Here is a 14,895-nt window from a genome sequence, read left to right on the forward strand (position 1 = left end):
TGGAATCAGCTAAATAAGCAAAATTTTCTGGAAATAGTCATCCTTTGCGTAAGCATTCGATTTTTTTTACTTTTTTCAAGAAAATAATAATTCAGAATATTCTGACTATATTTATGCAACACTAGTGATTAGGAATAGTTTTATATTTATGTTTATTTGCCAATAGATTTTGAAGCAATGGCACTTATTACGATTTAAGATTGTTCTATTCTATCCGTTTTATCAGTATTATTTTGTGCTTAATCTATATCTGAAACGAATTAATCAAACAGATAAAAGCCGACTCTTCAATCGACTTTTATCTGTTTTTTATTCATTAATTTTTTCTATACAACAAATTCAAAACCAGTTTCCTTTTGAAATGGTGCTTTATATTCTTTAAAGACTAATTTGTACTTAGATTTATCGTCAGGTAAGGCAGGAGATACAACGAACATAAAGGTCTCACTACCCATAGAACCTCCGCCACCTTCGTTTCGACAATCATATTGGACGTCTGATCCTTTAATCGAGAGTTCAAAATGGCTCATTTCTCGAAGTTGCCATTCAGAAATATCTTCAGTAGCGTTGCTATCAATAGTCAAATGAACGGTACTGGCATTCTCATACTGACGTAGGAATGTTACTGAATAAAATTCATCTTCTCTTTCAACTGACTTTAAAATCGGAATATTTTTACGAAACCCTATTGGTTTTATAACAGGTTTATGCACTTCTTCATAAAATAAATTTGAAAAAATGCTGGTTAGAAAACCTTCATAAAAATGGTATTTTTTTGACCAGTCTGCAATGTATCGTTTAGTCGGAAAGCCAGGATTATCATTTGATAGTTCTTTCCGTTGATTGATTAATTGACAAATCTGCTCGTCTATCGTTGCAATTCGTTCATCATAGTGATCTGTTGGTGATTCAAATGGCATTTGTTCCATACTTTAGTCCCCCTAATTAAGTTATGAGCGCAATATAAAAAAAACGCTTTTATTTCGTGGAATACTTTAACTGAAAATCAGTTTTTTAACTTCTTTGATCCTATATCAAACCTCGTTTCTATAAAGGTTGATTAATAGCTTTATGATCAACAATTTTTAACCGATAACTATTAGATGTAAATAAAACGAACAATATCAATAATATCACTATTGCAACAGTGCTGGTTGTATAATAGAAGTTTTCCATCACGCTGCTAGCAATAATAAAAAGAAAAGGTACCAAACACACAATATAAGCTACTTTTGTTGTTGTAACTTCTACTACATTTCCATCTTTCACTTCAAGTTGATTACTGTGCGCCCCAAACTGTGATACTCTCAATAATGAGTTATCACCTTTGATATCCAGTTCTATAGTTTCTTTATAGCTAATTTTTGTGACTTTTTCTCCATTCACTTTCACTGAGAATTTTGCTCCCATACCTATGGAACCCGTCTTACGTTTGATAGTAACTGACATATTTTTCTCCACTCCTCTTTTGTAATAGTATAACAATCAACATAAATCTTTTTCAATAAATTAAGTAAGTAACAGAATATCTTTCATGAGTTCTTTGGGAATAACATCCATCGTTTCTAGATCGCTTATCTCTACATACATTGGCATATATGTTTCTCTATATACACTTGTATATTCCTCACCATTTCCGGTACCAATTTCTCCTGAAATTATGCCCGCTAAGTAATAGAACTGTGTCCCATTAAAATTTATTTTAGTCATACATTCCAGTATTTTCACTTCCACACCCAATTCCTCAAAAGCTTCTCTTTTTGCTGCTGCTTCAGGTTTTTCTCCTATTTTGATTTCACCGCCAGGGAAAACATAGTATACCCTTCCCTCTCTGACTCTTTTAATAAGAAGTATTTTTTCTTTTTGAATGATGACAACAGAACTTCGGTTTCTCATTAACTTCTCTCCTTTAGTCAGCTAAGAGTGATTAAACTATTCTGTTATATCACTGATAATTCTTCTATTCATAAACAAGTTCAACCACTTTTTTATCAAAGGCGTCTCTTAACTATTTAGCTTTGCTAAATATCTTTAGAATACCTTTTGAACTTAAACTTCCTAAAATTAGTGAGATAAGGAGTAACGCTAGTGAAGGTAGGATTTCATTTAACCCTTCATGATAAAAATAATCTTGGAAAATCCACAATCCTAGCAATATATATAAAACAGTGAAGATTCCTGTAAGTACGTAAAAAAGAAATGTTTTAAGAAGTGGCTGGTGTTCGTCTACTCTCTCATCAGGGTTATTCATGCTGCCGCCAGTATGCAGCATTTGCATGCCTTCAAATTTATTACCAGCATTCTGTCCTGTATTTACCCTTGCATACAGGGAGCTATTAATAGTGCTGTTATTATTCTGTTTATTCTGCTGATCTCTATCGCTCATTACAATTCACTCCTTTTTACCATTTATAATCTCAAACCTTCCTTAACTAAAAGTTTATTTATTCATTATACTTTTTTAGAAATTTAGCAGTTATCCAGATTTATAAACATAAATATACAACGATAAACTAGCATAAAAAATCCTTTTCAATTACTCTTTTGAACGAATGTACTTAAGTGCTTCACTGATGTATTCATCTTCTCCATTTTTAATGCCTTCTCTGGTTCTGTTAACATAAATATCAGGCTCTACTCCAACTAAGTGGGTTTGTGACTCGTCTAAATTGAGGACTTCGACCATCGTAATTCCACCGAATAATCTTCCGGGAATAGAGTACGTATACATATTACCGTCCGAACCAGCTGTTGGCTCACCTACGATAGTTCCTAATTGATTATTTTTGACGTATTTCAAGAAATATTCCGGCATGCTCATTGACCCAGAATAACCTAAGAAAACAATTTCGCTATCCAAGTTTTTTTCGCTCGCTTCAAATACAGGTTGTTCTTCAATTAAAATTGGAGATTCTCTATCTGGATAAATCGCTGCATGTATTCGAAATATTGGTCCAGCTAATGGCTCATCCGCTAATAACTGTACTACTTCTTGCATTTCAGCAAATGAATACGGATAGCCGCGTAAATCAAAAATAATCCCTTTTGCAGCTTGCAATGTTGTTAAGTTCTCTTTTAAGGCATCTAAAACTGGTTGGTTAAGATTTACATACCAAATGTTTTCTTCCAGTTCTTTTATGGGTTCTTCGCGATAAAATTCATCTAATGATGTTCTAAGCTTTTCAACATCTGTATAGGTGTGATCGGTTCCGTCTCGTTCAATCGTCATTTTTTCTCCAGGTAACTCACGAATGTATTGCAGAGCTCGATATTCTTTTAATTGGGATGACCCTGGAATGGTATCTTGAATCTCTTCAATCCAATTTTTTACATCTATACTTCCAATGGTAAGTAACTGATCTCCTTCTTCAAGTTGTGACTCAGCATCCGTTGCAGTCACAATTACTTCACCATCTACCACGTCTGCTTGGAATGGCCATAATTCTCCCGGTTCTAAAACAAATGAATTAGTATGTGGAAAACGAGTATCACTAATGTTGGCATGACCATCTCCCGTTTTTTCCAGCAAACTCATTAATACATTCAGATACCTTTCTTCCGAATCAGCTTCATAAATTTTATCGAGTGTTGGTATAAGCAGTTCTTCCCAGTTTGTATCAACGACATGGAAGTTCGGATAAAAATGTTGGAAGTTATTCCATACGATAGTTGTTGCAGCGAATTGGACATGCTTATCCTCTGGACTTTCTGAGACAAGAGACGACTCACTTTCCAAACGAGAAAAAGCTTTACGGCTTTCTTCGGTAGAGCCAATCGTTTGCATTTCTTCAAGCGCAATGTTATTCATCGTTTCTCCATCTATTTTTTCAATTCCAAGAGTCAAGGGAACGACAACAGCCAGCTCATTTGTTAACTGAACATTTATTACATCATTTTCTTCTGGATACTCCTCAAATAATGCATTATCTCCTAATATTTGTTCGCCATTCTCTACTTTCGCCTGCACTCGTTCACTGCTATAAATAGATGGTACCAAGTCATCCAATCCTAACCCTTTATGTTGCCATGCAATACGTTCACCATCCGGAGAATCAATTGACGGAAAATCTTCTAAAGAAGGATCATAAAAAGCGATGGTTGGAGCGATTGGCAAATATAATAGTTCTAGTATTTCTCTCAATTCTTCATTATTTCTTGCTCCAAGGACTTTATCTGCTCCATAAACAGCAAAATTATTCCAATTTAGTTCGCTTGCCTCATCACTTGGATGAAAAAAGCGTATGTATCCAAACAGTTTGCTAAATGCATATTCATTTTCAATAACTTGGCTTTTTTCTGGCACTTCTTCGGCTACTTCCATTTGGGAGGAAGCTTCTTTCTGTTGACAAGCCGTTAAAAATAAAAGAATAGAAAAGATAAAAATAAGCCATTTTCCCTTTACATAATTTGTTGGTCGGTACTTCAAGTTATTCATCTATCTCTTCCTTTCATTTAAATTTTTTATCGATTGTTTGACTATAATGTTCCTTCCTTTTTCATAAGGTTACTATGAATAGGAAACTATTTTATCTACAGCATCTAAACAATCCTCTGCAATATGAGTCGGTTTCGCTTTGCTCCATAAGTGTCTCTTTTTGCTCAAGCTTTCGATTCCCACACCAGTCAAGACTAATACACTTTTCATATCGGCATTTTTTGCCAGCATCATATCATTTTTACCAGAATCTCCAACTATATAGCATTCTCATCGGTCTAAATCATGTTTTTTAACAGCTTCATTTACAAATAAAGGCTGAGGTTTCTTGCAGTTGCAGTTGTCTATTTTGGCATGTGGACAGGTATACACTTCAGTTATCTTAATGTTGTGATCTTCTAATTCGTTTACTAGCTTCTTTAAGGAACCATTATATTCTTCAAGCGTCATTCGTCCATGAGAAATATGACTTTGATTCGTAATGATGATATTTAAAAAATCTTTTTGAGCAGCTTTTTGTAATGCGGGTATAGCTTGATCAAAGAACTTGAAGTCAATATTTAGTAAAGAATGACTATTTCCGCCTAAAGTACCTAATAGGTCCCAAAATATTGCCTTATTCATAAATGGACTTTGCTCCTTATATTTTTTTACGTCATAGAACTTTATCAGAATTAATTTGGCACTCCGAATATTAAAATATGTATGGGGTAGAACTAGTTAATCATTGTCCAAATTTATCCAATACCTTTGTTTGATTTTCTTTCCTTCAAGTAATTCATTTTCTAAAATTCCGCCATTATTCAGAATAGTCTTTGCTGAGGCTAGATTGTCTTTGTCACATGTGATCAGTACTCTATTGATTTTCAGCTTTTTACATTCAATTAAAGCCAATGCTAACATTTCAGTAGCAAAACCTTTTTGTCTTTCTGATTTTCTAACACTATAACCAATATGACCACCAAAATGAAATAAATAGTCATTTAACTGATGTCTAATACTCATCATACCGATGAGACTGCCTTCTTGAGAAACGGCTATAAATGTAGTCGCAGATACTGAACCTTTCCTTACAGTGTCTTTTTGAAAAATATTATTGACCGAACTAAGCCATTCTTCAAAGTTTGCATGATTGATTAAATAGCTTGTTCCATCAAGATTGTCCTGATTCTCAATAAATTCTTTCCGATAGTTCATAATTTCATCTTTATACCCTATACTTGGTAATAATAATTTTACTCTGTTCAAATTGCTTACCTCCAGTCTAATGTAGGGATCATTTCATAATCGGCAGCTCATCAAAGCTTATATTAATATTCTTGTCTCTTTTCATCCATAAAGAACTACCTTAAATTTTCCTCAAATATTTCTAACTCATCTTTATCTATATTGACTTCTCCAAGCGCCTTATAGAATAATTGAGAATGCTTTCCTTCAAATACTACAACCGTCATAGAGTGAATATCATTTTCTAATAGATCCATGAAGCCAGATTTAAACAATTCTCGTCCTAATCATTTTTTCCTAATATGCTTATAAAATGTATAATATTCCGAATAATTCTACGAGGTATCATGGGTATTTGCCTGTTCTTTCAATTCCCCCATTTGAATAACCAATACTTTGTTCATCATTAGTTTCAGCAATCTACACAATTTCAGTAGATAGGATATTTCTCCATATCTGTATTCTGCTCATATACGTAATCTAATTTAAAAACTCATCAAGAATCAAATTTTTATAGGTCATTTTCCAAGCATCCACCTATACAACCGCAATTTACTTAGCGTCTTCAATCACGGCTGTTCTTATTTTCATTTCATTCCTCATATTCTTATTTAAGTGCTATATTTCCTTGATATACTGAGTTTTCTAATTTATATTTTTTGTGAAAAATTATAAAAGCTTCTTTTCCCAATTGTTGTTATAGAATTCGTAATAAAATTCTGATAGATTTGGATTTATAAAAATTTCATACATTTCAAAAAAATCTGTAGCTGTTTGAGAACTCAACAATTCATTTTCATCTATCCAAAAAACTTCCCCTTCATCTGAACTGGTTAGTTCACCTATAAAAGTATCTGTTCTATAGAATAGTACGACATATCTTTCATCTGAATACGTTTGAAACTGCTTAATACCGCATATTATAGGATTTTTTATAATGAGACCAGTTTCTTCTTGTACTTCTCTGATAACAGAATCGTGAAAAGATTCATTTTTTTCAACATGTCCTCCAGGAAAAGTCAAACCAGGCCAATCCAAGCTTTTTCTATCTTGAACCAATATTTGTCCTTTATCATTCTGAATCATACACATATTCGTAAAAACAGCTTTTTCTGATCGGTCCAAATAGCTCATTCCTTTTCTAAATTTAATTATTTATGTATCCTTTATTTTTAATAGAAACTATATTAAAAACGTGTTGTTCTGTTAGTCTGTTATATGTGGTAGGATAATGAATCGTTACTTCATCATTGTCACACCACCGCTTAGTTACAAAATATAAGCATCCAATGACAAACTAGCATCATACTGAAAATTATTCAATGCAGCAAAAGCATAGGGATCCACATCATCAGCTTCAATGCTCATTATCTCGTATTGAGCAATCATCTGCTCTATTGTCCATTTGTAAAAAGGCAGATAGCTTTCAATCTGCTGGATGTCTTTCCCACCAATGTACCCCACTTCTATTTCATTACTATTTTCTGTGTTGTAGAAAAAGATATAAGCCATTACTTCTCCATCTACTATCAATAATTTAGAATGAGTGAAACTTAAGTCTTCCAATATGATTTCTTTCCACTTGGTCATTGTCATTTCTTCACTCAAAGGATTAATCATTTGGTGGAAATCGATATAGTTTTTCAACTGCATTTCTAAGGTATCCTTTTGATTATCTTCAGATGCCATGCCAAACGAGGCGATTTCTCCATGAATAAACATATTATTTTCTGAATGAGTAGGTTTAGCCTCTTTTAGTACTGGTGTATAGCACTTACGAGCTAATTTAAAGCCACACTTATTTAAAAAATCTAAAGCTTGTTGGTCGGTAGATTGAATGGTTATTTGCAACTTTTTAGTATTTGAAGCAAGAAATAACTGGTCAAAAAGTTCTTTCCCGATTCCTTTTTTTCGATAATCTGGATGGATATAAATACTTATGTAATCCCTATATGGATGAATTGAATTGTTCCATAGACTGCCCACCCCCACAATCCTATCTTCTTCTAGAGCTAGCAATGTAAAGGAAGCTTTTTCTCCCCAAATCAAATAATAAGGAGCCTGTTTTAATAAGTTATCTATCTCTTCACCAAATTTTGGTTCATACGGAATAAACATAAACTATTCTCCTCTAAAATAATGGATACTTGACGTTTCTTCTAACCCATCCTTATCATCACTTTATTTTCTGATTAACCATTCATTTTTCTAAAATGAGTACTTTTGTAGCAGCTTCTTCAACAAACTTTTCATTATGGTCTACAGCCAACATAGTCGGCTCATTTAACTGAATAGCATCAATCAACTGAGAAACAATATCTATATCTAAATAATTAGTCCCTTCATCCCAGACGTACACTTCTGAAGGGATCAATAAACTTTTAGCGATATTAATTTTCTTTAGTTCACCTTCGCTCCACTCTTTACTGGAAGAATCGTTAAATTTGGATTTCGACAATCCCAATTCACTTAAAATTCTCCACAATACTTCTTGTTGAGTCCCGTCTAATGCATCAAAAAAGCCAAAGTAATCCTCTTTTCTTAACAGTCGCTGTTCTAAAATAGAGACTTTTGGAGGCAACTGAATCTTATATGTCCCAACGGTTGCCATATCTGAAGGGTTCAATATAAAGTCTAATAACGTCGATTTTCCAACACCATTGTTCCCTTTTATGAATAATCGGTCTCCTGGAAGAAGTTCAAAACTAATCGGCTGGAATAAAGGTTCACCATTCCGAAGAATTGAGAAATCTTTCATGGTAATCAATCTCTTTTTAGGAACCAAGACATGCATTTCCAGTTCCCTGATATTCTGAACATTGTCTATGAGTTGAGATTTTTCGTCTATTTTATTGTCTCGTCATTTTTGGACCGCTTTTGATTTTTTCATTTGCTTAGCAGCTAATCTACGTGAAGAAGCATCTTTAGACGCATTTTCTTTCTGGCTACCCCAATCAGCCATCCGTTTAGAAGTGTCTTTTAAGCGAGTGATTTCTTTTTTCAGCTGGCCATTTCTTTCCAAAGCTAAATTATTTGCGTTTGTTAACTCTGTTCGCCATGTTTCTACATCTCCGGCAATCAACTCGATCGTTTGTTTATTGATAGACAGGACATGGTCTACAAATTGATTCAAAAAGGCTTCATCATGACTCACGACGATATACCCTTTCTGTTTATTTAAGTATTGAGCAACTAGATTTCGCCCATGCAAATCTAAATTATTGGTCGGCTCATCAATCAAAGGAAATTTATGTTCATCTAAAAACAATTCTAGCAACATCATTTTCGCCTGTTCTCCACCACTTAAAGTAGCAAATGGTTGATACAACAGGTCATAAGGCAACTCTAAAGCATGAAGCTCTTTTTCTATTTCCCACTGCTCCACAGCTGGATTCCTGCTCAACAGTAGATCAATCGTGAATTCACTTCCTGCATTTTCTGGGTAATTTGGGAAGTAAGTAAATTCCAAAGGTGTTTCAATAATTCCTCGGTAATCCAAATTTCCTAGTAAAAGGTCCAGCAGAGTTGTTTTTCCGCTTCCATTTTTCCCGAGAAGCCCTAACTTCCACTCCTCATTGATACTGACATTCATTCCATCAAAAATGGGCTCTGTCATTTTGTCGTGCTGAAAAGTGACATCTTTTAACAATATATTTTTTGACAATTAATTTCCCTCCTAACTCCAAGGCACAATAAAAACAGCCCAAATCCAAAAAATATATACCAGTATTAAAATAGTGAATATGTAACCTGTCAAAATCAATAAGCTTACTAATCTAATGGTGTTTAATTTGATGAAGATATTTTTCTTTGCAAATAAGATTAGAGATATTGAACAAAATATCAATAAACACAAGACTCCTATTCCCATAAAATAAATTCCTGAATTAAAAGGACTCTCTAGATAAACAGCGAATATGCCTACAAACAGTAATATTGTAACCAGTAGAGAATATGAAGCTCTTTTAACACTCACAAAAATTCCTCCTCACAGAGAATTTCAACCCTTTAGTTCCCTTAAGGCTTACGTTCTCAGAATATTTGGTTTATTAAACTTAAGTAATTCATCTTTTTTGCACCCTAACGTTTATCTGTATTCTTACCATGCCGTACCATGCAAATGAATATTCCCTGCTGGAAATGTACTTGCATCTTTTGTAATCGAGCAGATAAGAATTAGAAAGCCACTTCTTGTCACGTAATCATTGGAAAAGTTCTTCTTAACCGTTTCCGTCCGTTGAATCCGTTCAAATCCGCATGATCTATAAAACTGGACAACTTCTTCTCTACAACCTAAGTATCCAAAATGAGCATACTCACTCTTTTGCATAACCTCTATTAACCGATGCATTAGTTGCGTAGCTATGCCAAAACTACGATACTCTTTATCCACTAGTACCCCTCCGATAACAGCAATTTTTACTATGCCCTCTCCAACAGATACCCATCTTTTTTCTGCACCAATATGCCCAACAAGTTTGCCATTCTCATAAGCCATAACCCGCATATCCGCTGGAGAGAAACCATATGGGGACTCTCTTTCCCAAATGTCGTCCTTATCGGTATATTCATTGTTAAACAACATCTCAATATCTTGTAACTCTTCGTCCGTTATAGTTGAATCGTCTTTAACTCTGATTTTGATATCCATCAGTACAGCAGCTCCTAGTAAATATGGTTTTGAGACACTAATCGCTCTACTTCACAAATAAAACAATGAAGTGTCTGTGAATAGATCAATGGTTGGTCTTCGGAAACTAAATGCCCCGCAAAAGGAATGATCGACATGTGAATTTCAGGATTGAGTTCCTTGAAATTTAGAGCGTTAGCTATTTCTTTTTCAGAAGAACCACCAGAAATGCACAACATTGGGACGCTTATAATTGAAACATCTCTTATTTGATCAAATGGATAAGCCTCTTCATTATCAATCACGGATTGAAATAGTCTTCTCCAATCGCCAGTGCCATGCATCTCATCTAATACGAAAGCAACTTCTTTATTGGCTCGGATACTTTTTAGCCCGTCAGCTTCTTCTTGTTCACTTTCGTCCCAATCTTCTGGTTTGATTGGAAAAACACCTGATACCGTTAGTGACTTCACGTATTCAGGATACTTTTGCGCAAACAACAGTACTTCAATCCCACCATAAGAAACACCTGCAATGTGACATTTTTCAATGCCAAAAGAATCTAGAGTATCTTTCACATCGTCTGCAGCATAACTAAAGTAATGCTGTATTTCTCCTTCTGATCCCCCATGACCTCTTAAATCTGGGCGTATGACTTGATAGTTTTTATCGACAAAAAACTGTGTCACCTCTTCGTACATGGAAGAACCAGTATTGCCAAATGAATGGAAAAGCACTAAGGGTTCTCCTTTTCCCTTTACATCTGTATGTAAAATCATAAAATCCTCCTCACAGCTGTTTCCGGCACCATTATTTTGTATCGAGCAACTCTTCCCACTCTTCTCTTAACATGCCCATGCGAATGGAGTCGTAATATTTTCCATCGTAATAACGGACTTTACGGATACGGGCTTCCATTTGCATGCCTAATTTTTCACCTACTCGAATCATGCGTTTATTGCCAGACCAAGTAGTGTATCCGACACGTACTAGCGGCATGGTCGCAAACAAACGATCTATCCAACGACGCATCACTTCTGTGCCGATGCCTTTTTCCCACTGATTGCCAGAATACAATATGATCCCCATTTCCAACCAAAGAGAAGGTTTGTGTTCCCAATAGTAAGTCACGATTCCTATCAAGTTTCCTTCCAGTACTACAACCCACATATCATCTTGGCCCATCCACTTTTCACCCATCGGTAAGAATTCTTCGTATTCCATCGCACGGTGAGGGTAATAAGGCGCGTCCCATTTCTTCCATTCAGGCGCTTCTTCTTTAAAACTCAGCTCCCAAAGGCGAGGTAAATCTTTTTGTTCAATTGGCCGAATCACTAAATTATCAATCATCAATTTTCATCTACTTCCTTATTTTTGTTCTTAATCAACTCAAGTACATAAGCCAAGTCTTTATCTTCTGTCAAATGTTCCGGTGTCCATGGAATGTAAATATCAGGTGCAATTCCTCTCCCATTTGTGGCATATTTTTGATTCATTTTGGAGATACTATAAACAAATTCAAAGTCCCCGTAATCTACAGTGACCACATTCATATAGTCTATGATTCCCATAGTCGCTCGCCCTACAACAGTAACCTTTGGAGATTTCTTAGCATTTGATACAAAAGTATCTCCTGAACTGGCACAAGAATAATCGGATAAGACATACACGTTTGCTGGAGTCGAACGCCCTTCAATTATGACATCAGAATCTTCAAGAACATCCACTAACCCTTTATGTCTGTTTTGTTCAAACAATTCTATTTCATCTTCTGCCCTATCTCTTGTATCATCATCCAATTCTTGCATTAAATAGGCTTTTAGCTCTGGAACCCATAGCTGATAATTTCGTTCTGTATAATTCGTCAGCATGTTTTCATCCTCTGCAAACAAGTCTGTAAAGGTTACTTTTTTATCAAACATATAAGCCAATAAAGAAAAATAAAAAAAGTCATTTCCACCATGATTCACACGGACATCAATTACCAAGTTTTCGCTCGTCTTCAAAGCTGCCTTATTGTCTTGAATAATTTTTTGGATTGGAGCTTCTTGTGCAAAATCCGTGAGTTTTATGTAGGCAGTATTTGGTTCTACTTGTTTAAAAGAATATTCAGGTACTCTAGGTGGTCTATCATAACTAGCAAGAGTTACAACAAATGATGTATGATTTCTTTCAACTTGTATCGTTGTAGCTTTGGTCAGAACAGCATTCCATCTTTGTCGTTCAGGTACATTGTCCTCTAAACGTTTTGCATAAGTAATGGCTAGTTCTGGGATACTAATTCCATCAATCAGCGTTATTTTATCCCTCTCCATAAGACGCTTTTCTTCAGGTGAACTTGTCACGTACAAAGCATCCTTATAGCGTCTTACAGAAAAACCGATATAAGGCATTTCTGTATTTCTAGCCCCAAACCATAAATGACCATCATTAAAATCCAATAAATAATCTTCAATGGTTTCTTCAAATTCTTGATCACTCATATCATTAGTTATGGTGTATCGGTCAGGTTGATTTAGATGTTGGCTGTCTATGTACCCCGCATAATCTTCCTTCATAATTTTTTGGATGTCTTTATAGATTTCTTCTTTTGTAAACATGTTTAATTCCTTTCTGCAATTGCGATTTAAGTCTGACATATACCGCATCTCTATATCATTCAAAATTCATCTTATTTTAATCATTGTATCATATAAAATAGAGCACTTTGTATAATTCATGTTATTATTTCTAAAAAAATAACATTCCCTTACTGAGATACAAACTCACTAAGGGAATGCTATAAGTAATTTATTTCATTCATTTTCTTTCAAAAAACACAGAACTATTTCGCTAAAGAATTTTCTACAATCATTTCACATAAATCTATATAGCTGATGCCCGCAGCTGCAGCTTCTTGAGGAATCAAGCTGGTAGGTGTCATGCCTGGAAGTGAATTAGCTTCTATGAAATAGATATTTTCATTATCATCCATCATAAAATCAATTCTCGAATAGATCGTTAGTCCTAAAAGATGATGAACTTGAAGAGCTAATTTTTGCATCGTTTTTGTTGATTCTTCATTTAAATGTGCTGGCGTAATTTCTTCTGTAAAACCGGCTTGGTACTTATTTTTGTAATCATAAAATCCAGCTTTAGGTATCACTTCTATAACGGGCAACGCTTTTTCCCCTACGATTCCCACCGAAAACTCCCGACCAATAATTCTTTCTTCTACTAATACAGTTTGAGAATAGTTAAAAGCTGATTTTAATGCCGTGCTTAATTCTTTTTTATCAGACACAATCTCTACTCCAATACTCGATCCACTATCGTTTGGCTTCACAACTGCTGGTAATGTCACCGTGCTCGCATCCTTTATTTTTTTTATAACTGTCCATTTTGGTGTTGGAATATGATGAAAAGCCATCAGTTCTTTCGAGATGACTTTATCCATCGCGAGAAGACTACTCTTGTATCCTGATCCAGTATATCGTATACCATGAATATCAAATAAGGCTTGAATTTGACCGTTCTCACCAATCCCACCATGAAGAGCTATAAAAACTATATCAGCTGTTTTGCAGATGTTGAGAACATTTTTCCCCACTGTATCTTTTTGAGTATTTTTCATAAAAACACTAGGCGTTTCTTCAGATACCTGAAATAAATATTCATCCTGATGATTTAAAGAATAAGCACTATCAAAGTCACTAGTTTCCTCATTATCTTGAGCTAGGTCTATCAACAATACTTCATGCTCTTTTTTCATTAAAGCATTCGCTATTTGGCTGCCAGAAGACAGTGAGACATTTCTTTCTTCGCTTATACCCCCTGCAAGTACTACTATTTTCATTAAGTCTCCTCATTTCTTTATATATATTTTTTTTGTTCCAAGAACATTGAACTTTTCTCCTATTATTTTAGCTCATTCACATAACTATATATAGCAAAACTCCTAGAATACCAAAAATAGTAGTCTAGGAGTTTTTTATTATGTTAATAGTGAAATCAAGAACTCTTATTCTTCATGATTTTAATAACATTTAAGAGCAAAAATGTCTACTAGTTTACTTTTGAAATTTTATGCATTACCTTTATCGACAATTTTAACTTCAACTTTCTTATCCAAAGAACGAGCTATATCTTCAATAGTAGAAAATGACGTTTCCACTCTAGCACTTTCAATTCTAGCAATCGTAGAACGTGATTTTTTACCTTCTTTGCAAAGTTTGTCTGATTTAAACCCGTTTGCGTTCTCAACTCAAACATAAGATCTGCTAAATCTAGTTTTATCTGTTCTTCTTCAAAAAACTTGTTTAAATTCTACATTTTCGGACAAACGTTTTTTGATGGTTTCACTATTCTTATTCATTTTCATTCCCCGTATTTTGAGAAAGAAAGCTTTTCTAATTTGCTTTGTTTATCTCTTATTCAGGAGGACTTGTTCATTTTCTTATTAAACCAACGCGAGGTGTTATAGTTGATACCTTGAACGTAAGCCCGATGAAATTAACCGCATAGAAAGCCGGAAATTCTTCCTGTATGATAAGACTATCTTAATCAGAAGGAGGAATTTTTGTTATGCCAAAACAACCCCATCACACCATCGTCCCCGTCTCAC

At 34.6% G+C, this 14,895-nt stretch carries 17 protein-coding genes and 1 pseudogene; all 18 read right to left on the reverse strand.

The window, feature by feature from the left end; genetic code table 11:
- Positions 1–326 precede the first annotated feature (326 nt).
- The gene (locus ACEN36_RS12245) at positions 327–929 is read right to left on the reverse strand and encodes a hypothetical protein (protein WP_407103139.1); all 603 of its coding nucleotides are present in this window, start codon (positions 927–929) and stop codon (positions 327–329) included.
- Positions 930–1,047: 118 nt separating this feature from the next.
- The gene (locus ACEN36_RS12250; protein ID WP_407103138.1) at positions 1,048–1,449 is read right to left on the reverse strand and encodes a hypothetical protein; all 402 of its coding nucleotides are present in this window, start codon (positions 1,447–1,449) and stop codon (positions 1,048–1,050) included.
- A 60-nt stretch (positions 1,450–1,509) separates the two neighbouring features.
- Positions 1,510–1,896, reverse strand: coding sequence for an NUDIX hydrolase (locus ACEN36_RS12255; RefSeq protein ID WP_407103137.1), 387 nt, complete (start codon positions 1,894–1,896; stop codon positions 1,510–1,512).
- 112 nt (positions 1,897–2,008) lie between these two features.
- Complete coding sequence (locus ACEN36_RS12260) at positions 2,009–2,386, reverse strand: hypothetical protein (protein ID WP_407103136.1); 378 nt, start codon at positions 2,384–2,386, stop codon at positions 2,009–2,011.
- Between the two features lie 150 nt (positions 2,387–2,536).
- Entirely contained in the window at positions 2,537–4,435 is a 1,899-nt protein-coding gene (locus ACEN36_RS12265) for a S41 family peptidase (protein ID WP_407103135.1), read from the reverse strand.
- Between the two features lie 72 nt (positions 4,436–4,507).
- Positions 4,508–4,696: an HAD hydrolase-like protein gene (locus ACEN36_RS12270; RefSeq protein WP_407096834.1), complete on the reverse strand. Its 189-nt coding sequence runs from the start codon at positions 4,694–4,696 to the stop codon at positions 4,508–4,510.
- A 9-nt stretch (positions 4,697–4,705) separates the two neighbouring features.
- A complete protein-coding gene (locus tag ACEN36_RS12275) occupies positions 4,706–5,059 on the reverse strand; it encodes a hypothetical protein (RefSeq protein ID WP_407096796.1) in 354 nt (117 codons plus the stop codon).
- A 96-nt stretch (positions 5,060–5,155) separates the two neighbouring features.
- Positions 5,156–5,683, reverse strand: coding sequence for a GNAT family N-acetyltransferase (locus ACEN36_RS12280; protein ID WP_407096795.1), 528 nt, complete (start codon positions 5,681–5,683; stop codon positions 5,156–5,158).
- Between the two features lie 648 nt (positions 5,684–6,331).
- A complete protein-coding gene (locus ACEN36_RS12285) occupies positions 6,332–6,787 on the reverse strand; it encodes an 8-oxo-dGTP diphosphatase (protein ID WP_407096794.1) in 456 nt (151 codons plus the stop codon).
- Between the two features lie 144 nt (positions 6,788–6,931).
- A complete protein-coding gene (locus ACEN36_RS12290) occupies positions 6,932–7,780 on the reverse strand; it encodes a GNAT family N-acetyltransferase (protein WP_407096793.1) in 849 nt (282 codons plus the stop codon).
- Between the two features lie 82 nt (positions 7,781–7,862).
- Positions 7,863–8,420, reverse strand: coding sequence for an ATP-binding cassette domain-containing protein (locus ACEN36_RS12295; protein ID WP_407126783.1), 558 nt, complete (start codon positions 8,418–8,420; stop codon positions 7,863–7,865).
- A 102-nt stretch (positions 8,421–8,522) separates the two neighbouring features.
- On the reverse strand, positions 8,523–9,326 hold the full coding sequence (locus ACEN36_RS12300) for an ATP-binding cassette domain-containing protein (protein ID WP_407126786.1): 804 nt from the start codon (positions 9,324–9,326) through the stop codon (positions 8,523–8,525).
- Positions 9,327–9,761: 435 nt separating this feature from the next.
- On the reverse strand, positions 9,762–10,313 hold the full coding sequence (locus ACEN36_RS12305) for a GNAT family N-acetyltransferase (RefSeq protein ID WP_407103132.1): 552 nt from the start codon (positions 10,311–10,313) through the stop codon (positions 9,762–9,764).
- A gap of 14 nt (positions 10,314–10,327) precedes the next feature.
- A complete protein-coding gene (locus ACEN36_RS12310) occupies positions 10,328–11,071 on the reverse strand; it encodes an alpha/beta fold hydrolase (protein WP_407096790.1) in 744 nt (247 codons plus the stop codon).
- 31 nt (positions 11,072–11,102) lie between these two features.
- Positions 11,103–11,642, reverse strand: coding sequence for a GNAT family N-acetyltransferase (locus ACEN36_RS12315; RefSeq protein WP_407103131.1), 540 nt, complete (start codon positions 11,640–11,642; stop codon positions 11,103–11,105).
- Complete coding sequence (locus ACEN36_RS12320) at positions 11,642–12,892, reverse strand: S41 family peptidase (protein WP_407103130.1); 1,251 nt, start codon at positions 12,890–12,892, stop codon at positions 11,642–11,644. Before ACEN36_RS12320 ends, ACEN36_RS12315 begins: the two co-directional genes overlap by 1 nt.
- A 224-nt stretch (positions 12,893–13,116) precedes the next feature.
- Positions 13,117–14,127, reverse strand: coding sequence for a D-alanine--D-alanine ligase (locus ACEN36_RS12325; RefSeq protein ID WP_407103129.1), 1,011 nt, complete (start codon positions 14,125–14,127; stop codon positions 13,117–13,119).
- Positions 14,128–14,355: 228 nt separating this feature from the next.
- Positions 14,356–14,511: pseudogene (locus ACEN36_RS12330) on the reverse strand (helix-turn-helix domain-containing protein); the annotation flags it as partial.
- Positions 14,512–14,895 lie beyond the last annotated feature (384 nt).

Origin of the sequence: Desemzia sp. FAM 23989 (assembly GCF_045528345.1) — a bacterium.
Taxonomy (GTDB): domain Bacteria; phylum Bacillota; class Bacilli; order Lactobacillales; family Carnobacteriaceae; genus Desemzia.

Bases quoted from the DNA above. Each gene is read 5' to 3' on its own strand.
- ACEN36_RS12325 (WP_407103129.1), bottom strand. From the start codon at position 14,127: ATGAAAATAGTAGTACTTGCAGGGGGTATAAGCGAAGAAAGAAATGTC.
- ACEN36_RS12305 (WP_407103132.1), bottom strand. From the start codon at position 10,313: ATGGATATCAAAATCAGAGTTAAAGACGATTCAACTATAACGGACGAA.
- ACEN36_RS12265 (WP_407103135.1), bottom strand. From the start codon at position 4,435: ATGAATAACTTGAAGTACCGACCAACAAATTATGTAAAGGGAAAATGG.
- ACEN36_RS12295 (WP_407126783.1), bottom strand. From the start codon at position 8,420: ATGAAAGATTTCTCAATTCTTCGGAATGGTGAACCTTTATTCCAGCCG.
- ACEN36_RS12310 (WP_407096790.1), bottom strand. From the start codon at position 11,071: ATGATTTTACATACAGATGTAAAGGGAAAAGGAGAACCCTTAGTGCTT.
- ACEN36_RS12250 (WP_407103138.1), bottom strand. From the start codon at position 1,449: ATGTCAGTTACTATCAAACGTAAGACGGGTTCCATAGGTATGGGAGCA.
- ACEN36_RS12245 (WP_407103139.1), bottom strand. From the start codon at position 929: ATGGAACAAATGCCATTTGAATCACCAACAGATCACTATGATGAACGA.
- ACEN36_RS12255 (WP_407103137.1), bottom strand. From the start codon at position 1,896: ATGAGAAACCGAAGTTCTGTTGTCATCATTCAAAAAGAAAAAATACTT.
- ACEN36_RS12275 (WP_407096796.1), bottom strand. From the start codon at position 5,059: ATGAATAAGGCAATATTTTGGGACCTATTAGGTACTTTAGGCGGAAAT.
- ACEN36_RS12315 (WP_407103131.1), bottom strand. From the start codon at position 11,642: ATGATTGATAATTTAGTGATTCGGCCAATTGAACAAAAAGATTTACCT.
- ACEN36_RS12260 (WP_407103136.1), bottom strand. From the start codon at position 2,386: ATGAGCGATAGAGATCAGCAGAATAAACAGAATAATAACAGCACTATT.
- ACEN36_RS12290 (WP_407096793.1), bottom strand. From the start codon at position 7,780: ATGTTTATTCCGTATGAACCAAAATTTGGTGAAGAGATAGATAACTTA.
- ACEN36_RS12320 (WP_407103130.1), bottom strand. From the start codon at position 12,892: ATGTTTACAAAAGAAGAAATCTATAAAGACATCCAAAAAATTATGAAG.